General features: G+C 59.8%; 29 protein-coding genes. 15 read left to right on the forward strand and 14 right to left on the reverse strand.

The features are described 5' to 3' along the window. Positions 1 to 2 precede the first annotated feature (2 nt). The 4 genes from SLW74_RS01765 to SLW74_RS01780 form a co-directional block, all read right to left on the reverse strand. The gene (locus SLW74_RS01765) at positions 3 to 257 is read right to left on the reverse strand and encodes a hypothetical protein (RefSeq protein ID WP_410927928.1); all 255 of its coding nucleotides are present in this window, start codon (positions 255 to 257) and stop codon (positions 3 to 5) included. A gap of 136 nt (positions 258 to 393) precedes the next feature. Further along, positions 394 to 552: a DUF4406 domain-containing protein gene (locus tag SLW74_RS01770; RefSeq protein ID WP_410927929.1), complete on the reverse strand. Its 159-nt coding sequence runs from the start codon at positions 550 to 552 to the stop codon at positions 394 to 396. Next, positions 549 to 2,735, reverse strand: a complete 2,187-nt coding sequence (locus SLW74_RS01775) for a DNA cytosine methyltransferase (protein WP_410927930.1) — start codon at positions 2,733 to 2,735, stop codon at positions 549 to 551. Before SLW74_RS01775 ends, SLW74_RS01770 begins: the two co-directional genes overlap by 4 nt. A gap of 45 nt (positions 2,736 to 2,780) precedes the next feature. Further along, on the reverse strand, positions 2,781 to 3,635 hold the full coding sequence (locus SLW74_RS01780; protein WP_410927931.1) for a DNA adenine methylase: 855 nt from the start codon (positions 3,633 to 3,635) through the stop codon (positions 2,781 to 2,783). A gap of 15 nt (positions 3,636 to 3,650) precedes the next feature. On the opposite strand from SLW74_RS01780, the gene SLW74_RS01785 reads away from it, so the two are divergent. Continuing rightward, positions 3,651 to 3,887: a hypothetical protein gene (locus SLW74_RS01785; RefSeq protein WP_410927932.1), complete on the forward strand. Its 237-nt coding sequence runs from the start codon at positions 3,651 to 3,653 to the stop codon at positions 3,885 to 3,887. A 66-nt stretch (positions 3,888 to 3,953) separates the two neighbouring features. Then, positions 3,954 to 4,157: a hypothetical protein gene (locus SLW74_RS01790; protein ID WP_410927933.1), complete on the forward strand. Its 204-nt coding sequence runs from the start codon at positions 3,954 to 3,956 to the stop codon at positions 4,155 to 4,157. Here SLW74_RS01790 and SLW74_RS01795 read toward each other — a convergent pair whose 3' ends face one another. From SLW74_RS01795 to SLW74_RS01835, 9 genes are all read right to left on the reverse strand, one after another. Next, the gene (locus SLW74_RS01795; RefSeq protein WP_410927934.1) at positions 4,158 to 4,862 is read right to left on the reverse strand and encodes a hypothetical protein; all 705 of its coding nucleotides are present in this window, start codon (positions 4,860 to 4,862) and stop codon (positions 4,158 to 4,160) included. It abuts the gene before it with no gap. A gap of 494 nt (positions 4,863 to 5,356) precedes the next feature. Next, a complete protein-coding gene (locus SLW74_RS01800) occupies positions 5,357 to 5,581 on the reverse strand; it encodes a LexA family protein (protein ID WP_410927935.1) in 225 nt (74 codons plus the stop codon). Further along, positions 5,565 to 5,894, reverse strand: coding sequence for a hypothetical protein (locus SLW74_RS01805; protein WP_410927936.1), 330 nt, complete (start codon positions 5,892 to 5,894; stop codon positions 5,565 to 5,567). Before SLW74_RS01805 ends, SLW74_RS01800 begins: the two co-directional genes overlap by 17 nt. An 84-nt stretch (positions 5,895 to 5,978) precedes the next feature. Then, positions 5,979 to 6,293: a hypothetical protein gene (locus tag SLW74_RS01810; protein WP_410927937.1), complete on the reverse strand. Its 315-nt coding sequence runs from the start codon at positions 6,291 to 6,293 to the stop codon at positions 5,979 to 5,981. Further along, the gene (locus SLW74_RS01815; protein WP_410927938.1) at positions 6,290 to 6,577 is read right to left on the reverse strand and encodes a hypothetical protein; all 288 of its coding nucleotides are present in this window, start codon (positions 6,575 to 6,577) and stop codon (positions 6,290 to 6,292) included. The genes SLW74_RS01810 and SLW74_RS01815 overlap by 4 nt, the downstream gene beginning before the upstream one ends. Positions 6,578 to 7,084: 507 nt before the next feature. After that, positions 7,085 to 7,855: a hypothetical protein gene (locus tag SLW74_RS01820; RefSeq protein WP_410927939.1), complete on the reverse strand. Its 771-nt coding sequence runs from the start codon at positions 7,853 to 7,855 to the stop codon at positions 7,085 to 7,087. Positions 7,856 to 8,053: 198 nt separating this feature from the next. Beyond that, on the reverse strand, positions 8,054 to 8,230 hold the full coding sequence (locus SLW74_RS01825; RefSeq protein ID WP_410927940.1) for a hypothetical protein: 177 nt from the start codon (positions 8,228 to 8,230) through the stop codon (positions 8,054 to 8,056). Continuing rightward, the gene (locus tag SLW74_RS01830) at positions 8,227 to 8,400 is read right to left on the reverse strand and encodes a DUF3927 family protein (RefSeq protein WP_208294958.1); all 174 of its coding nucleotides are present in this window, start codon (positions 8,398 to 8,400) and stop codon (positions 8,227 to 8,229) included. Before SLW74_RS01830 ends, SLW74_RS01825 begins: the two co-directional genes overlap by 4 nt. Then, complete coding sequence (locus tag SLW74_RS01835; protein ID WP_133772900.1) at positions 8,400 to 8,837, reverse strand: tellurite resistance TerB family protein; 438 nt, start codon at positions 8,835 to 8,837, stop codon at positions 8,400 to 8,402. Before SLW74_RS01835 ends, SLW74_RS01830 begins: the two co-directional genes overlap by 1 nt. A gap of 482 nt (positions 8,838 to 9,319) precedes the next feature. Between SLW74_RS01835 and SLW74_RS01840 the strand changes: the two genes are divergently transcribed. Further along, positions 9,320 to 9,640 carry a DUF1654 domain-containing protein gene (locus tag SLW74_RS01840; protein ID WP_410927941.1) on the forward strand — a complete coding sequence of 107 codons (321 nt, stop codon included), beginning with the start codon at positions 9,320 to 9,322 and terminating at the stop codon, positions 9,638 to 9,640. A 97-nt stretch (positions 9,641 to 9,737) separates the two neighbouring features. Here SLW74_RS01840 and SLW74_RS01845 read toward each other — a convergent pair whose 3' ends face one another. Beyond that, positions 9,738 to 10,583 (reverse strand): helix-turn-helix transcriptional regulator, encoded by an 846-nt coding sequence (locus SLW74_RS01845; protein WP_410928095.1) that lies wholly within the window; start codon positions 10,581 to 10,583, stop codon positions 9,738 to 9,740. Between the two features lie 111 nt (positions 10,584 to 10,694). On the opposite strand from SLW74_RS01845, the gene SLW74_RS01850 reads away from it, so the two are divergent. The 12 genes from SLW74_RS01850 to SLW74_RS01905 all read left to right on the forward strand — a co-directional run bounded on the left by SLW74_RS01850 (position 10,695) and on the right by SLW74_RS01905 (position 17,102). Beyond that, positions 10,695 to 10,931, forward strand: a complete 237-nt coding sequence (locus tag SLW74_RS01850) for a hypothetical protein (RefSeq protein WP_037010812.1) — start codon at positions 10,695 to 10,697, stop codon at positions 10,929 to 10,931. Between the two features lie 71 nt (positions 10,932 to 11,002). After that, positions 11,003 to 11,425, forward strand: coding sequence for a phage regulatory CII family protein (locus SLW74_RS01855; RefSeq protein ID WP_410927942.1), 423 nt, complete (start codon positions 11,003 to 11,005; stop codon positions 11,423 to 11,425). A gap of 146 nt (positions 11,426 to 11,571) precedes the next feature. Next, the gene (locus SLW74_RS01860; RefSeq protein WP_410928096.1) at positions 11,572 to 12,249 is read left to right on the forward strand and encodes a phage antirepressor KilAC domain-containing protein; all 678 of its coding nucleotides are present in this window, start codon (positions 11,572 to 11,574) and stop codon (positions 12,247 to 12,249) included. A 1-nt stretch (position 12,250) separates the two neighbouring features. After that, on the forward strand, positions 12,251 to 13,213 hold the full coding sequence (locus SLW74_RS01865) for a phage replication protein (RefSeq protein WP_410927943.1): 963 nt from the start codon (positions 12,251 to 12,253) through the stop codon (positions 13,211 to 13,213). After that, complete coding sequence (locus tag SLW74_RS01870) at positions 13,200 to 13,994, forward strand: hypothetical protein (RefSeq protein WP_410927944.1); 795 nt, start codon at positions 13,200 to 13,202, stop codon at positions 13,992 to 13,994. Before SLW74_RS01865 ends, SLW74_RS01870 begins: the two co-directional genes overlap by 14 nt. Then, the gene (locus SLW74_RS01875) at positions 13,994 to 14,194 is read left to right on the forward strand and encodes a hypothetical protein (RefSeq protein WP_410927945.1); all 201 of its coding nucleotides are present in this window, start codon (positions 13,994 to 13,996) and stop codon (positions 14,192 to 14,194) included. Before SLW74_RS01870 ends, SLW74_RS01875 begins: the two co-directional genes overlap by 1 nt. A gap of 109 nt (positions 14,195 to 14,303) precedes the next feature. Continuing rightward, entirely contained in the window at positions 14,304 to 14,609 is a 306-nt protein-coding gene (locus SLW74_RS01880) for a DUF1364 domain-containing protein (RefSeq protein WP_410927946.1), read from the forward strand. Positions 14,610 to 14,721: 112 nt separating this feature from the next. Beyond that, positions 14,722 to 15,138, forward strand: coding sequence for a VRR-NUC domain-containing protein (locus SLW74_RS01885; protein WP_410927947.1), 417 nt, complete (start codon positions 14,722 to 14,724; stop codon positions 15,136 to 15,138). Continuing rightward, positions 15,135 to 15,293 carry a hypothetical protein gene (locus SLW74_RS01890; RefSeq protein ID WP_410927948.1) on the forward strand — a complete coding sequence of 53 codons (159 nt, stop codon included), beginning with the start codon at positions 15,135 to 15,137 and terminating at the stop codon, positions 15,291 to 15,293. The genes SLW74_RS01885 and SLW74_RS01890 overlap by 4 nt, the downstream gene beginning before the upstream one ends. Beyond that, positions 15,290 to 16,591, forward strand: coding sequence for a tyrosine-type recombinase/integrase (locus SLW74_RS01895; protein ID WP_410927949.1), 1,302 nt, complete (start codon positions 15,290 to 15,292; stop codon positions 16,589 to 16,591). The genes SLW74_RS01890 and SLW74_RS01895 overlap by 4 nt, the downstream gene beginning before the upstream one ends. Next, positions 16,585 to 16,791 carry a hypothetical protein gene (locus SLW74_RS01900; protein WP_410927950.1) on the forward strand — a complete coding sequence of 69 codons (207 nt, stop codon included), beginning with the start codon at positions 16,585 to 16,587 and terminating at the stop codon, positions 16,789 to 16,791. The genes SLW74_RS01895 and SLW74_RS01900 overlap by 7 nt, the downstream gene beginning before the upstream one ends. After that, positions 16,788 to 17,102, forward strand: coding sequence for a hypothetical protein (locus SLW74_RS01905; RefSeq protein ID WP_410927951.1), 315 nt, complete (start codon positions 16,788 to 16,790; stop codon positions 17,100 to 17,102). Before SLW74_RS01900 ends, SLW74_RS01905 begins: the two co-directional genes overlap by 4 nt. Positions 17,103 to 17,104: the final 2 nt, after the last annotated feature.

Consider the following 17,104-nt stretch of genomic DNA (forward strand, 5'->3'; position numbering starts at 1 on the left):
GGTTATTGCTGAGCGGGTGGTTCTGGCATGCTCGCTTTCAGTTCGGCGGAAGCGGCGTCTCGCCAGTTAACCGGATCTCGAAGGTAGTGCCCAAGCATCCAGTAAATGGTTACGGCTTGTTCTTCCTCAGATTTCTGAGGGATGTCTAAGCCCATCAGCCGCAGCGCCTTGGCGATGAAGTGGCAGGTGAAGTTCGGCCGCCCGAGGATTTCACGAAGATCGCTGGTCAGTTCCGGGAGAACGGCCGTCGTCACCACTGCGCTGACATCCTCGGCAGGGGCGGCTATGCGACAGTTCCAAGTCGCTACGATTGGGGCGGTAGCACCGCATTCTATGCACTCTGGCGATCGTGTTCCATCGCCATTCAGCACGCCAGCGGGGTCGATATCATCGTCAGTGCCGCAAAACGGGCACGCCTTGAACGGGCGGGTTCTCTGCGGGGTTCTCGACCGTGTAGCCCAGTGCGCGGAGCCGGGCGGCTTCCGCATTGAATGCCGGGTAGTTGAAGTCTTTTAGGCTCGTCATGGGCCCGCTGAGGTAGATGCGTTTCATGCGGCCACCTGGTGCTGAACGTTGGTACGCCATGGATCATTGGCGCGGGCGAGGGCGGCCATCGGCGGAGGGCTGACGCTGTTGCCGCACATGTGGACCTGCTCGGTCTTCGTGAACGGCTTGCCGTCGGCGCCGTGCGTGATGATGTAGTCCGTCGGGAAACCCTGCGCCCGGTACAGCTCAGCCGGTTGCAGCATCCGCAGCCGGATGTCGACGATCACGTACGGCGTGCCCTTCACCATCACGGTGACCAGGCCGAGTCGATCCTTTGTGGTGATCGTTGGCGCGGGCTGGTCGCAGCCGCTCATGTTCTCGGTGCCGTAGTAGCTGATCAGGAACGCGGCGACGCGCAGCGCTCCTTCTTCGTGCTCGGGTGACAGTTCGAAGCTGACCAACGAGCTCTTGCCTCCGCCGCCCGCAGTGATGGTCGGTGCCGGCTCATCCAGAGGCTCGCCGACGCTGGCGCCAAACTGGCGCTCCATGAAAGCGGTGACGAGTCCGTGGTGTGTCCCGCTGGCGCTGACGGTATGCAGAGGATCGTTGACGTCACGGGCATGGCAGTTGCCGCGCAGATGCACCAGGTTCGCGGTAACCAGCTGCTGCTGGCTGCCCGTATTGGTGACTGTGGTCATCGGCTCGTCGGCGCTTTTGGCGTGCGTGGCGTTGAACCCGCCGTTCATTTGCGCCATGAACGCTGTGGCGACGCCCATCGCGTGAGCGGCACCGGCGGGGCGCTGATAGTTTCCGCCGCTGGTGATCGTCGGTAACGGCTCGTCCAGCGGCTTACCCGCATCGTCGAAGCGGAACTTCACCAAGTGCGCAGCGGCTACCGCGTATTTGCCGCCAGAAGCCATGATTGTGCCAAGAGGGTCGTTCATGTCAGCCGTACGTGGCGCGGATCCGGGCTTGTCGCCGTTGCCAAGCTGTACAAGTGTCGCTGCTGCTACCGAGTGCCCACCGGACGCAGTAATAGTGCCTATTGGATCTGATGCAGCCTTACTACCATCGCCCCATCGTTGCACACCGCCCGGCCTACCTTCACCGTGGGCGGCGGTGACCATTACGGGGCTGATCAGCGTCAGCTCGCCGCGGTTGGCGCACGTCACTGTCGGTAGCGGCTCAAGTGGATCGTTGATACGGTCACTGCCCTGATGGGTGGCTGGCGCAATCACCGGGCTGACAACTGAGAAGGCCCCACCTCTCGGATAGGAGGTGACGGTGCGCAGAGGCTGATTGGCTGACTGCACCGTTTCGCCTGACCAGTTGGCAATCGGCACGATGAAGGGTGTCGCGTTGTCGATGACAAATTTCTTCATGCCTTTCGCTACGCGCCGCAGCGTGGCGGGGGCCAGGTCCTTCTTGCGGCCAAAAATGCTTTTGCCCAGATCGGAGAAATCGATGCACTCCGCCGCGGTGCGCCAGGGCTTTTGGCCCTTGGCCGGCTTCTTGGCGTGGGTCGGTTCCGGCCAGACAATCGGCTGCCCATCGCAACGGGCGAGCATGAACAACCGTTCGCGGCTGGTTGGCGCGCCGAAGTCACAGGCCTTAATCACTTTCCATTCGACGACGTAGCCCATGCCTTCAAGCAGGGCCACGAATCGGCGCCAGATGCGCCCGCGCTGCTTCGGATCTGGAATCAGGAACTGCTGGTCTACCGGCACGACCTCACCAGGTGCGGCGATCGCGCCGCCCAGCTTGATGACCCGTCCGGTGGCCTTGTCGCGCTTCGCAATAAGCCGGCCCCATTGCAATATCTGCTTTACGTTCTCCAGGCTGATGACTCGAGGGCGCTTCATACCCGCCCACTTCAAGCCGATCCACGATAGGTTGCGGATCTCGCGCTTGCGCGGTTGCCCGCCGGCGGCCTGGCTGTGGTGGGTGCAGTCCGGCGACATGTGGAACCAGCCCACCGCCTTGCCGCCACACTCAGTATCCGGATCACCGTCGAAAACGTCGGTGGTGAAGTGCTTGGCGCCCGGGTGATTGATTGTGTGCATGCTGATCGCTTTGGCGCTGTGGTTCTTCGCAACGCTGACCTTGCGACCGAGGCCCATTTCCAGGCCGGTACCGGCGCCACCACCGCCGCAGAAGAAGTCCACGACGATCTCATCGTCTTGCGGGTCGAAGCCAAGGCCGTACTGAGTTTTGAAATCGAAGGGGTGTTTCTTCTGATGTGCGGACATAAGGGATCCTCGCCAGTGGCGTGATTCAAATTTGGAAAAGGGGATTCAGGAGCGTTCGCCCAGGTCAAGGCCGATCTGACTTACTCGATCGACACAGGCGGGGTTCAGCCAGATGCATTCGGTGCGGCTTGCTGTCCCGCGCGCGGCGGAGATGCGCGCCGATGTGCTGTAACAGCTCCAGTCCGGAAGCAACTCGCTATAAAGCTCGCTCGGGTACCCGGAAAGGACGACCATTCCTTCTAGCTCGAGCAAAACGCCCAGCAGCTTTCGGTGTTCGGTGTCGTTCATCTCGTGCCGGTAATACCGCCCACTCGATGCGCCCCTGTACCTGGTGTCATGCACGTAGGGCGGATCAACGTAATGAAGCGTGGTTGGCGCATCATGTGCGGTGATGACCTCGATCGCCGGCCGGTTCTCAATCAACACGCCCGCCAGCCGCCGGCCTACTTCCGCGATCGAGTCGGGATATTCGGCCCACAGCGACTGGGCCGTGCCGTACTGACGCTTCGTATCGATGCGGAATCCTGTGACACCCTTCGTCGCTCCTGCAGAGCCGAACCCCATCTGTGCCCGCATGATCGTGCGCCTGGCGCGCTCAACAGGATCATCAGTCGACTCCCAAGAGAGCTCGAACTCTGCCCGCGAGTAAGGCGTCAGCAGCAGGCGCTCGGTCAGCGCTGCCCGCGTGGTTGTGTCCTGCAGCGTGCGGAACAAGTTCACGATGTCGCCATCGAGGTCGTTGTAGACCTCCGCATACGACCGCGGCTTCTGCATGAGCACACCGGCGGCGCCGCCGAACGATTCGACGTAGCAGGTGTGGGGCGGAAAGTGCTGGAGCACCCAAGGCGCCAGCCTGAACTTGGCGCCGTGGTAGCGAATCACCGGAGCGGAGATTGTCATGAGGGTCCTTCGGGAATGGACTACGCCTACCGCTCCACAGGAAGGGATACGGTCATGAGCGAAGACAGGGAAAAGGCGCTGTTGCTGGCGCTGAAGGCAGTTATTAACGTGGCCCGGAAACAGGGGCTGAGCCTCGACGAGCTGTCAGAGGCGGCAGCTGATGAGCTGTTGATGTACCGCGCGTATGACGCCGAGCACGTGCCGATGGCTATCACTGAGATAGAGGTAGCGACCGATGCACTGCAGACCTAAGAAACCCAACGTCCGCTGAACGCGATAATCGCCTACGCTTACCTCTCCACAGGAAGGGGTAAAGTCATGAGCGAAGACAGGGAAAGGGTTTTGCAGATGGCGCTGAAGGCGGTGCTGGTCGCGGCGCAGGAATGCTGCGTCGATATCGACGAGCTCACGGAGTTGGCGATTCAATCGATGTACGGCGAACAGCTCTACGACCTAGCGGATGTGGCTGAGGCCACTGTGGCGATCGAGGTGGCGGCAGATGCGCTGCCGGTGATTCACTGATCAGGCAGCTTCAGAAGCGGTTTCTGTTTCGGTCCAAGCGGGCAGAAACCCTTTCAAATCCTCACCGCGCATCGGCATGAGCACGCCGACAAAGCGTTCAATCAGGTCAAGGCCATCGAACCGCACGATAACTGAGCCTTTGTCCTCGCCAGTTTCAAGGTGCATTCCGCCGCCTCCGAAACGCTTCTGCCCCGAAAGCATCACACCGATCTTGTTGAACACCTCCAAGTATTCACCATTCAGGCATGGATACGAGCCCTCGAACTGTTGGCGTTTCTTTGGAATTACGCGGCGCCAGTTGGGAAACACGCCGTCGACTAGGTCGGTTTTCTCGGTAAGGTGTGAGAATTCGCCGAACAGCTCCGGCTCTGCCGAGACGTCGGCCAGGCTGGTGATGAGCGAGAACTTTTCCGCGATCCAGAGCACCGCAGCGGGCTCACCGTCCGGGCCTTTCCGGGCAGCGCAGGCAGAGAGCATCCGCTTGGAGACGGTGCCAATGAGAACCGACTTGTGATCAGGATGAATCCAGCCCTCTGGGTCGTGGATGGCGCCCATGAAGTGACCGTTTGTGGCGACGATGACAACGCCGCCGGCTGCATGGGCCTCAATCTGGACTGCATTGAGGTAGTAGCGAACATCACCCTTGGCGGCGCACTGGTGGATCGCTGCGAAGTACTTCGGATTGACGCGGGCGAGGTATTTCATGGGTTTCTCCATTGCATGCGCCGTCCTCCGATGCGGGACGGTGGCGAAAGGGTTGGTGATGGGCTATACGTGGTGACCGGCAAGGGACCGGATCGAGGAGTGAAGAATGGATATTCCGATTGATCGACCGCGCAACATCACCTGGACCGGGCCGAACCATGAAGTAGGTCGCATCGAATTTAAGTGGGGGTTGTCCACTGACCCAACGCCGAGAGGCTTCCGTATCTTTGTAGAGACAACGGATGGTAGGGGCTCGAAGCACGACGACAACACCCGGGATTCTTCATTCGAAGCAAGCCGCGACCGCGCGATAGCTTTGGTGAAGGACATGATGAGGTCGTTGGAGTAGAAAACTCAATCGTCCCGGTCTGTCCTCAACTCCACGCTGATAGGCAAGTCCAAGCCTCCGCGCCACGATCGGCGATACCTTCATTTCGTGGCGCGGGCGCGGGCGCGGGCAGGCGTTTCGTCTGCATAACATCTGGTGCTGATTGTTATGCCTGCGTGACGGGCCGAATGCTACGAGCGATGCCGTCAGCTTTGGTCACGGCGCCCTTCTTGACCATCTGCGCGATGCGTTCGCCGATCGCGTTGACGTTGACCTTCTCGGCAATGGCAATCTCGGCGAAGGTCGGCGAGTATCCATTTTTGGCGATGTAGCTGCGGATGAAGGCCAGTGTTTTAGCCTGCGCCGGGGTGAGTTCACTCTTCGTCTGCATCGGGGTCCACCTGGGCCATGCCGGCCGCTTTCAACTGGCGCGCTAGGCTTGGGGTAACTACAAAATCTGACGCGTTAGGTTTGCGTAACCGCCGCGCCTGCTCTTCGCGAGGTGCTGCAAGAAATGACAGCGCCAGATCCTGCCACAGCTCCTGAATCTGCTTGTATCCGTGATCCTTCATCGCAACCGTCATGCCCGACCGAGTGCCCAATGGGGCATCGACTTCCAGCGTTTCGATCCCCAGCTTTTCCTTCTCCTCTTTTTGGCGCCGGCGGTAGTCCGCCGAGTGCTTCGCCGCTGCTGTCTTTTCCATCTGGTGAATCTCCGATCTGGTGCGCTGGCATGCTGAGCCAGGTCTGACGCCTGCGCTGGTTGGCGCATTTCAATAGACGCCGCATCAGGTGGCCGCGGTGAATGTGATGCCGTGCTCTCGGGCGGTGAGTGCGACGGTGCGGGTATCGACGCCGAGCTTCATGCCGATCTGGCGGGCGTTAAGCCCGGCCTCTGCAAGCGCCCGTATCCGCGGCGCACGCTTGTCGCGTTTGGCCTTGAGCGTTTCCAGATGATTCGTGGTGCCCAGCAGCGGCGCGTTGGCGCTGACGCCCTGGTCAATTTTCTGGATACGGTGGCCGGTGGCGAGAAAGTGGTCGATCTGGGCGGACAGTTGCGCGATGGCCTGCTTGTGCTGGTCCGGCACGCTCTCGCCGATCATTGCAGCACCGCCTGCGACAGCGTGAACACCACGCCATCGGCGCGCGCTTCGAGGACCTGGGCAAAATTCGACGCTTCCTTGTAGCTGAAGCGGAAGCCGCGAACCTTGCCGGTACTGATCTCCACGACATGCCAAGCGCTTGCGCTCTTTGCGATCACCTGGTAGCGAATCTTCTGGGCTGGCGGCTCTTTACCGATCATGGCGTAGAACTCCGCTGTGGCGAGATGAGTGCGGGCGCGCATGGCGTTCAGGCCATCCACGCGTTGTTGGATTTGTGGGTGCATGTCCTTTCCTCAGTTCGGTGCGTGTACTCGTCAGCACTCTGGCCACCTGACGAAAGCCGATTGGGCGCAGGGGAGAGTGCTGACGGGTAAACGCGGGGTGAAAAAAAGCCCCATCTACGTGGGGCTTTTCGTTTCGCTGGTTCACGAGGCCTCCCTACGTGAGCCTTGCTTGCCGGCGCCGCCTGATGCGGTAGGCCGGGTAAATGTCGTTTACATGGCTGCAAACCCTCGGTTAGTTGATAGGCACAATGCAGGTGGGCGGTTATAGGCCGCAGCTTCGTCCGCATCGGAGAGTGATCGAAACACCAGGGCGCAACCCCTGCTTGTTTCCCGCCGCGTTTTTGGTATTGGCCGTCTCGCTTGTACCGGCTCAGGACATTCACGGGGCTTTGCGATCCTAGCGCTGCAGCCCGCTCGGGCACGCTTCGCTCACTCTCCGATGCGGCCTGGTGCTGGGGAGTACCAGGGCATCGGGCAGTTAACGTCAGGCTGACGTTGGAGCGGTTTTCAATCGTCGAAACCGTATGAAAAGTCCCCTTCTTCGCAGTCGATCAGCAGAACGGCGTTGCCGAAATACAGAGATGCGAGCATCCGTTCCCACTTGGTGCGTACGCTTCTATTCAGGGAAACCTTTTCATCGTCGAGCTGGGCGCTGTACACCTGGCCGAAGGCGAACTTTGGCTGCCAGCGGTCGCCGGTATCTCGCTCGCCCTCGATCATCACGTGCAGGTTGTGCTTCAGCGAATAGTCACTGCGGCGTGAGGAGCTGTAGATGTTTTGACCCTCTGGGGCAGGGTCGAAGTAGATGTGGACGAATTTTCGGGTGTGAGAGTCGTCCTCTGTAATCCGGATTTCTGGCGCGCTCCAATGGTCTTGGGCCGCTTCTTCTTTGTGGGCGTCTACGAACTCTTCCAGCAGCGCTTTCAGCGAAACCTCGCCGGTGAGCAGACCTTCGCCGGTGAGCACCTCTGTAATTGAGGCATCTGCTTGGGCGAGGATCGCTGATTCCATGCCTGCGGCTTCCCAGCGCTCGCGCAAAGCCGCGGCGATCATGGCGTTGTAGCGCTGCAGTTCGAAAACGTCGGTGACATTGGCCGGGAACGCTTTCTTTACTGCATCCTTTATCGACTCGCCGATGGTGCCGTAGGAGCGGAATGCGTCGTCGACGACGCTCTTGAACATCTTGTCGATACCGTCATCGATCAACTCGCGAGGGCGATCAGACAACGCATAGGCACTGACGCGTTCGGCCAGTAATTGCTGAAGGGTTTGTTCCATGGGTTGCTCCTTGCGGGTAGGTTGGATTTGAAGCTGCATTGGAATGTCGGTCCTGACCAAGTTGCTCAACTACGTCCGCCCGTTCGCATACAAACAGTTGGCCTGGATCAGCTTTTTTCATGGGGCGCCGACATTCCGATGCAGCCTCTTTCGAGGCGATCGGGCAGTTTCCGTCAGGCTGACGCTGGCGCTGGTTGTCTATCGATTGGTGCCTTCGATTTCGGCGTGAGCGGCCTGCAGGTCTTCGATCAACCTCAGCCGTTCCTCGCTGCTCAAGTGGCGCACTGCATGTAGCAGGCCCTCGTAGAGCTCGCCGTCGAAGTCGGCGCCGCTGTCATCGGCCGTGATGGTGTAGCTGATGTTGGCTGGCTTCACTTCTTGCCCCGAATCAGCGGCCAGACCAGCAGCAGGACCAGCGCGGCGAGAAAGCCGTCGGCACAAATACTGATCACCCGGGATACGGAGTCGATCAACACCACGCCGATCAGCAAGGCCACGATGAGAAACGCCCGAAGGCGCTTCACCATCTCGCTGAGCAGGGGCATTACAGATAGTCTTTCAGCGAAAGCCCCATCAGCTTGGCGGCTTTTTCCAGCACGGCCATTTCCTTGTCGTCGATGTCGCCGGACGCTTCCGCGATGGTGAGCATGACGTTGATGACGACCTGGGCCTCTTCTGGCGAATGAGCCAGATCCTTCAGCTCCTTCTCGGCGTTCATGCGCAGGATGCGATGGCCGCCGTCGTGGAAGTCTTTCTCGGCCCGGTCCATGGTGTTGGACAACTCCGGGCCGAAGCCTTTGAGTTGTGGCGTATTGGCGATGAGCTTCTCAGCTTTCTTCAGCTCGTCTTCGCTGACCTCGCCGTCAGCGGCGGCGACGTAGAAAGCGCCGTAAACAATCGCCTGCATCAGGTCGCGGTTCTGGATAACGCCCATCGCGGCGCGGGCTTCGCGGCCTTTCTTTCCGAACAGTTTGCCGAACATATTGATACCTCGGGTTGGGGTGATTTCCCGTCTGGCCCTGTTGCCAAGGCCAGCCAGTGAAATCTTTCCCATTGCCGCCGGGGTGGCGGGGCGCGCTGCTTGCCGGGTCATTCACACGGTTCTGACGTTTCGTCATCGATCAGCCGTACAGGGTGTTCCCTGTCGTTGGCAGGCTTTCCTCGTTCACCTGTCTGATCGCCGGTCGCCGGTAGAGGCAATGCGGTCTGTTGATTTGTTACTGCTGGTTTTTAAAGAGCGCCGCAGCTTTTCGCCGCTGGCGCCAGACTATCTGGCGTTGAAATTAATTTAGCCGCAAGCTAAACACCAGTCAATAGCTCCAAGCTAAATAATTTAGCTTGTGGTGAAACTTTAGGGTTTATGTTTTTTTGCTGCCGTCACTCCACTTGAGGGTTGTGGGCCGCTTGGACAGCCAGATAATATGCGGAAATACTGTACATACATACAGCAATAGAGGAGGCAACATGGCGAAGGCTCAAAAAGCTAAACCCCTAGAACGCAAGCCGATGTCCGGTATAGAGCGGCTCAACCTGAGGGTTGCGAACATGATCAATCACCCGCTGGCGCAGGAGCAGATGTGGGTGACCATCCACAAGCTGGAGACGGACGGCGAGAGAGAGTGGGAGGAGGTGATGGGCGCGATCGCGGAAGTGGACGGCATAGAGATGGTGTTCAACGATGAGGACTGTTCCGTCACGCTGAAGTGGGAGGCCCCATCAGAGGAGGATCCGCGCGTTCAGCTGCGGGACGAATTCGAAGCTGTGGAGGAGGCGGCGCCTTTCTGACGGGCGCAAAAAAGCCCGCTCAAATGGCGGGCTTTTTCAGTTACCCGCCGGCTTTGCGGGATAGCGATAAACACTTAAATTCGCAGGTTATGGTTTTTCAAGCCTTGCGAGCATTCCAGATCAGCAGAACCTTCGCGTGAATCGTCACGTCATCAATCCTTGCTGTCTGATTTTCGTAATGCTGATTGTCTGAGATCAGCCGGTAATTCTCTTCGTCCAGCCGCATGACGCGCTTGATGTAGAGGTCTTTGTGCCAAGTCAGCACGTAGATCCCGTCACCGATAAAGTCCTGCACGCCTTTGTCGACGATCACCAGGTCTTTGTCGTTGATGGTTCCTTCCATACTCTGGCCCCAGCCACTGATCATGGCCAGTGCAGTCTTTGATGTGTAGCTGACCCCCTTCTCCCGAAGAATCTCTTCTCTCACCACCAGGTTGCGCACAACCTCGGTGTAATCAGGCGGCACCTGTCCATGGCCCATCGCAGCGCGGATGTCGTACTGGCGGATGACGATCTCTTCATTCGTTGGGCGAAGGGCTGCGAAATTGGCCGGCAACAGACCAGACGAGCCGTCGTCCGGCTCTTCCGCCGCGGCGACTATTCGATCACGAGCCGCTGTCGAGAGTCCGCCCACCTTAGCCAGCATTTGCTTCACCAAATCAGCCGCTGTGGACTTTGGGGCATCTTCCGAGCTTTGGCTTGCTGCTGTAGCAGGCATAACACCCTTGTCGGTGGCCCCAAGTGAGTCGAACCATCCTCTCGGCAGGCCCTCGACCGTTTCGATTCGCCTAGCCACGTCATCGCCAAGATTCTTTGCAGTCTTGTCTGAAAGGATCTGGCTCAAGTGAGCAGGCGCCATCCCCCATCGTTCAGCGCACGCGCCTTTCTTCTGGTTACCAATGAGGCTGATCAGCTGCTGCTTGCGGATTGAATAGATGTCCATGCGCGCAAGAATGCCAGTGTTTAGCTGAATGCTAAATGTGCTCAAAGCTAAATATTCCTTGCTCTGTTATTAGCCCTAAGCTAAATTTCTCCTATGTTTTAGGAGACCCCTATGAATCACCACCTGCGTGAATGGCTTGCTGCCGCTCCTCCGCCGCGCCGTAAAGAAGTTGCAGCAGCGGCAAACACCACTGTTGGGCACCTCTGGCAGCTCGCCGGCGGTCATCGCAAGGCCTCTGCCGAGCTTGCTGAGCGTCTGCAGGATGCGTCGGGTGGAGAGATCACCATCGCTGGACTTCGTCCTGACTTGCTGTGTCTGGCTCACAAGGTGCTGCTCGGCGCTGCGTAAGCGCTCGGTGTGGAAATATTTTGCAACGTGTGGTGGCACGCAGCCACTGAAACAAATCTGAGGGTTTACGAATGGAAGATTTCTTGCGGGCTTGCCACACGACTGTGAAGGAGAGTGGCGCTGAAGAACTGGCCGGAAAGATGTGTCTTGCCCACGTGAGCCTGCTACAGCGCTCCAACCCGGATAACGCCGCGCATCACCTGACCATCGAGCATCTGTTTGGGATTCTGCTTCACACCCAGGACATGCGTCCTCTAATGGCGCTCGCTGCCGGGTTCGGCTTTGACCTCGTTGGGAAGGAGCAGCCTGCGGCGATTGATGTTCACCAGGCGCTGGGGCACGTAACCCTGGAGATTTCCGAAGTGACTGTCGAGACGCACCGCGCAATGGCTGACGGTCGCGTTGATCAAGTCGAGCGGGCGCGAATCATGCGCGAGATCGCTGAGGCAGAGAAGGCGCTGCACGTTCTCAAGGTTTCGATCAAGGCGGCCTAAATCGCAGGCACAAAAAAGCCGGGATTGCGGCCCGGCTTCTTCAACAACACTTGTGAGGTCCGATTATGCACACCACGAACACCCAGAGCAATAGGGCCACTGATGCGTCAGTTTTCCCGGCGCGGCAGAACATGACACGTCAGTCCATGTCGTCGCGGGAGATATCGGACCTGCTCAATTCACGCCACGACAAGGTCAAGCAATCCATCGAACGGCTTGTCCAACGGGGCACCGTCGTCCAACCCCCACTGGGGGACGAACAGATCAAAGACTCGCTGGGCCGTCCTCGCACCGAATCCGTTTACCACCTGTGCAAGCGTGACAGTTTCGTGGTTGTCGCCCAGCTTAGCCCTGAGTTCACCGCTCGGCTGGTTGACCGCTGGCAGGAACTGGAGGGCCAAGCGGCTGGCGTCCATCGGATACCGGCGGATTACGCAGAGGCCTTGCAGCTGGCGGCGGATCAAGCCCGTGAGAACAGCCGTCTCTTGGGCGTGATTCAACTTCAGGCGCCGAAGGTCGCCGCTATTCAACGTCTTGCAGCCGCAGAGGGCGCGATCTGCATCACCGACGCGGCAAAGCAACTCGGGCTCACGCCTTCCAAGCTTTTCGACTGGCTCCAAGCGAACCGCTGGATCTATCGCCGCGGTGGTTCCACTCGTTGGATCGCGATGCAGCCCCGAATCCGGTCCGGCTTCCTCAAGCACAAGGTGACAGCCCTCAAACCCGATACTGAGACCGGGATCGAACGTGCTGCTTTCCAGCCATTGGTAACTCCCAAAGGCCTGACTCGCCTGGCTGAAATCTTCCAGAGCGAGAAGTTCTGACATGCAGTTCACAGTGACCGTAAACCAGGTGAAGGCTTTGGAATGGGGGCTTAACTCCCAGCAAGCCCTTCTGTTTGCATTCGTCTATGGCTGCCCGAGCTGGGCCAAGCCGGTGAAGACTGATGCCGGTATTTTCTTTGCCCTCAGCAAGGCCAAAATCGTCGAAGAGCTGCCGTTGCTCACCGACAAACCAGACACCGCTTACAGGATGCTGAAGGCCCTGGACGAGGCAGGACTCATTGAGCTCTCCAGCACTTCCAACATCACGTTGTTCCGCCTGACCGAAAAAGGCACCGAGTGGAACAGGAAGCTTGATGGGTCGGAAAAATATCCGACCCAAGAGCGAGCAAAGGGTCGGAAAAATATCCGAGCTACCTCGGACAAATCTCCGAGCAAGGTCGGAAAAAAATCCGAGCAAGGGTCGGAAAAATCTCCGACAAATCAGGATACCAATAATCAGGATACCAATCAGGGTACCAGTCAGGGTTTGCAACTCGCCCCGGCTGCGCCGTCGCAAGCCGCCACTTTGACTCTGATTTCCAACGAGGCACCTCGCTGCGTAATTCCTGATGACATGCCAGGGCCGAAAGATCAGGCCTGCAAAACTTTCAAGGCTTGGGCGAACTACGCCATGGCCTACCGCAAGCGCCACAACGCCTGGCCGGTATGGAACGCGAAGGTTGCAAAGCAGGTATCTCTGCTGGTGGACCGGCTGGGCATCGATGTTGCTCATCATGTGTCCGCATTCTTCCTGAGCATCAACGATGCCCGCGTCGTGGGGAACATGCACAGCATCGGCGACCTACTGGCCAAGGCCGAGTCCTACCACACGCAGTGGACGACTAATCGCCAAATGAACGCGACCACGGCGCGCCAGATCGAGCAGACCCAAGCGAACATCAACGCCGCGCAACAGGCTGCCGAGAACATCCGCCAAGGAGGTCGCCGCAATGCTTTCCTATGACGAAATCGCCGAACTGTCAGGGGCAATCTGCGCCACCGCTGAAGCGATGGGCCAGACGATCAGCGCCGCCGGCGCCCAAGTTATTGCCGAGGATCTCGCCGGTTATGAGGCGGCCGTGATCATCGCCGCGCTTCGGGCCTGCCGCCGTGAGCCGAGTGGGAAGCTTTGCCTCGGCATGGTGCTGAAGAACATACACGCCGCCGACGGTCGCCCGGGCAAAGATGAAGCCTGGTCGATTGCCCTTTCGGCAAGTGATGAGTACGAGACCGTCGTACTTACCGCGGAAATCCGCCAAGCCATGTCTGCCTCAACACCGATTCTCCAAGCTGGCGACAAGGTGGGCGCACGCATGGCCTTCATGAGCGCTTATGAGCGCCTCGTCGCATTTGCCCGCGCCGAAGATCGCCCAGCGAAATGGGAAGTATCGCTGGGCCACGACTCGGCTCGTCGCTCGGTCGCCATTGAGTCCGCCGTGCGCTCGCAACTCATCACCCATGAGACTGGCAGCAAATACCTTGCTGACCTGCGCATTGCTCCCATCACCGAGGAAGGCCAAGCCATTGCGGGTCTGCTCACCGGCACTCAGCCGACTCATGTTGTCCCGCATGTTCGCGCCAAGCTCGACGAAGTCCGTCAGATTCTCAAAGAGAGCAAGCGGTTGAAAGAGCGCGATCGCCTGAAGCAAGCGCAGCGCCGCCGAGTTGATAGCTACCTCCGCAAGCGCCATGCCCGCGCCGCCTTTGCCGAACTCAAGGTCGCCGCCGGCCAGGAGCGTTTCTGATGACAAATAACAGACTAACCCCACCAGATCCGGCGGCGTTCCGGTACGCCGTGTACGCGTGCTCCTCGAAGATCGAGCTGTCAGTTCCGCCGGATCCAGCTGTTGCGCTGTTTGATCGCAAGGGCGTTGCCGAGTCGTTTGGCCGCCTGATGTGGCCCAGCACCTTCGAAGTGGTCGATCTGATGGAGGCCGCACGATGAGAACTATCAACGCGCTCGCCAATGTCGCCAGGTGCCTCATTGCTGTCATGGGGGCCGGCTACGACGGGTCTGTCCCTCCAGTTGAATCTCAGTTCGGGGCGTGGATGTGATGACCAAGCAGACCAAGTTCACCAAGGCCGCGCGGGGCCGCGACTGCCAGATCCGAATCCCGGGCGTGTGCAACGGCAATCCGGAAACCACCGTGCTGGCGCATCTCCGCATGGCCGGTACTCGCTGCGGGACCGGCCTGAAGCCGCACGACTTGCAGGCCGCCTGGGCGTGCTCGGCCTGTCACGACGCCGTCGACGCGCGCCGCAACACCGGATTCAGCCGTGAAGAACTCCGCACGATGCACATGGAAGGCATGGTGCGGACCATCGACATTCTGGTCAGCGAAGGGAAGGTGGCGGCGTGATCACGACTTGGGACCAACTGAAAGCCCTGCTGAATAACTCCACGGTGATCCGTGCCGGCCGGGACGGCTTTGTTTTCACCCCGGCCCGCGGCTCAGCTAAAGGCGCAGCCAAGTGAGGCTGTTCAAGGTAAAGACCACCCGCGCCAAGCCTGTTGACCGCGAAGGCTTGGAGCAGGCCGCGCTGATGAAGGAACTGGAACTGTGCCTGCCGGCCGTGGCCGCTTTGATCTACCACGTCCCCAATGGCGGGCACCGTCACAAGCTGGTGGCCGTGAAACTGAAAGAGCAGGGAGTCAAAGCCGGCGTTCCTGATCTGGTGTTGCCTATGGCCCGCGGCGGCTATTTCGGGCTGTACCTGGAATTCAAGGCTACGCCGCCAGGTGCGGCTCCGGTCTCGGCAAACCAGCACGCGTGGATTCGCCGGCTCAACGAACAGGGCTATTTGGCGATCGTGTGCCGTGGCCACTTCGACGCAATGGAGCAGATCCGCGCTTACCTGCGACTCGCTCCGACAGTGGTGGCCGCATGAGCACGGGTGAGTCGATTGTATATCTGGTGATCGTCACTGCATGGGTGTGTGGCATCGCGGTCGCCAAGGGCTTCTGGCTGACGCTCGGCTGCGTAACGCTTCCGCCGTTGAGCTGGGTCGTGCTGGCGCAGCATCTGATGGGGCTGGTTGCATGAGTAAGACCCGCGCTGTGAAGCTCAGCGATGCAGAAATCCGCCGGCAGGCGGCCGACGTCGCCGTGCACGACCTCCGTGACCCTCGTCACCCGGGCCTGTACCTGCGATTCGGCAAAGATCGGCAGCGCGGCTCCTGGTATCTGGTCAAAGGCAAGGCGTGGAAGCACCTCGCGCGCTGGCCCGAACTGAGTGCGGCCGCCATTGTTGCGGAGTTGCCTGCGCTCCGTCAGCGCCTGCTTCACGATCCAGAAGCCGCCGTAGCGGTGGGGCAGCTCGCCACGTGCGGGCAACTGATCGACTGGTACGGCGAGCGCATGAGCCTTGACCGCTCGCTGTCGGCGAAGCGCAAGGCCGGCGCCAAGTCAGCCATCAAGTGCCACCTGAAGCCCAGGCTGGAGCACGTTCCGCTGCGTGACCTGACTGCCGCCGTGCTGGATCGGGAGCTGATGTGGCCATGCCAGCAAGAGCTGTCTTTGTCGTACGTGCACCAGTTATTCGTGCTGCTGGTGGTAGCGTTCCTGCAGGCCTCGAAGCTGGGCCTGATCGATAAAAACCCGATGGCTGAGATGAAGTTCGTGGACTTCACGAAGGCTCGCATCATGCCGAAGGCGGCCCGGTTGCGCGGAGGACACCTGGCGGCGGTGGTGCCCATGCTGGCCGGCCTGTTCGAGAGCCAGCCCGGCGAGTCCATGTTGGCGCTGATGATGCTGTGCCACGGCACCCGAGTCGGTGAAACCCGAATGGCGCGCTGGTCAGACATCTCCATGCCGGACGGCGAGTGGTTCATTCCCGCCGAGAACACCAAGACCCGGACCGAACATCGCGTTCCGTTGACCGCTCAGGCCAAGGCGCTGCTGACCCGGTACCGGGCCATCCAGCTGGCTATTGGTTACGAGGGCATTTACCTGTTCCCGTCACGCCGCGGCCGTGTGCTGAGCGAGGGGCAGGCGAGCGCGGTATTCACCCGCATCGGCCGAGGTGAGTGGACCAGTCACGACCTGCGCAAGGTTGCCCGCACAGCGTGGACAGACCTCGGCATCGACGGGCACATCGGCGAGATGCTGCTCAATCACTCGCTGGGCAAGATCGCCAGCACCTACATCAACACGCAGGCCCGGGCACAGCGTCTGGCGGCTTTGGAGAAGTGGCACAACTGGTTAGATGAGCGCGGCCTTAACGCGATTCACAACCTGACAGACACCCAATATGAAGATTCGCAAAACCCCGCGCACGCCGCGAACGGCGAGGTCTGCGAGCCTGTTTCCAACATTGTGAATGGCGAGGTTTCAAAATGCTGAATCAGGGCCTTTTTAAGCCAAGCGTCACCCTGTGGCAGCACTACGTCACCATCCTCAGTGTTGCTGGGATGGGTGTGGCGGTCCTGTTCGACTCCGGATGGGTCGCAACTATCGTTGTCGTTACGTTCTTGGTCGGTGCGGCTGTCGAGGGCTTCGCCGAAGGCTTTATCGGCGCAAGAGAGGGTAGTGAACGCCTATGAAAAAAAGCCATGGACCTGCTTTCCGGAAGGAATTGAAGCCGCTGATGGAGTGCGCAACCTGCCGCGGCGCCGGCGTCGTCAGCGGGGTTTTCCATCAGCTTGATTGCACTGCCTGCCACGGCTCGGGCTGGGTCTGCCAGTCAACCGGGGATGCGCTGCCACTGGAAGACCTGGTGCCGCAACTGAACATGAAGCTGCGCAACGTCACCGCCGAGCTGAACAGGGCACGATACAGCCAAGGCGGCGCGCACGAACAATATGAACAGAACAACCGCCGCGGCGCCGGTGGCTCGAACTACACAGGGGATTGATC

It is taken from the genome of Pseudomonas sp. W5-36, from assembly GCF_046540455.1.
GTDB classification, from domain to species: Bacteria; Pseudomonadota; Gammaproteobacteria; order Pseudomonadales; family Pseudomonadaceae; genus Aquipseudomonas; species Aquipseudomonas graminis_B.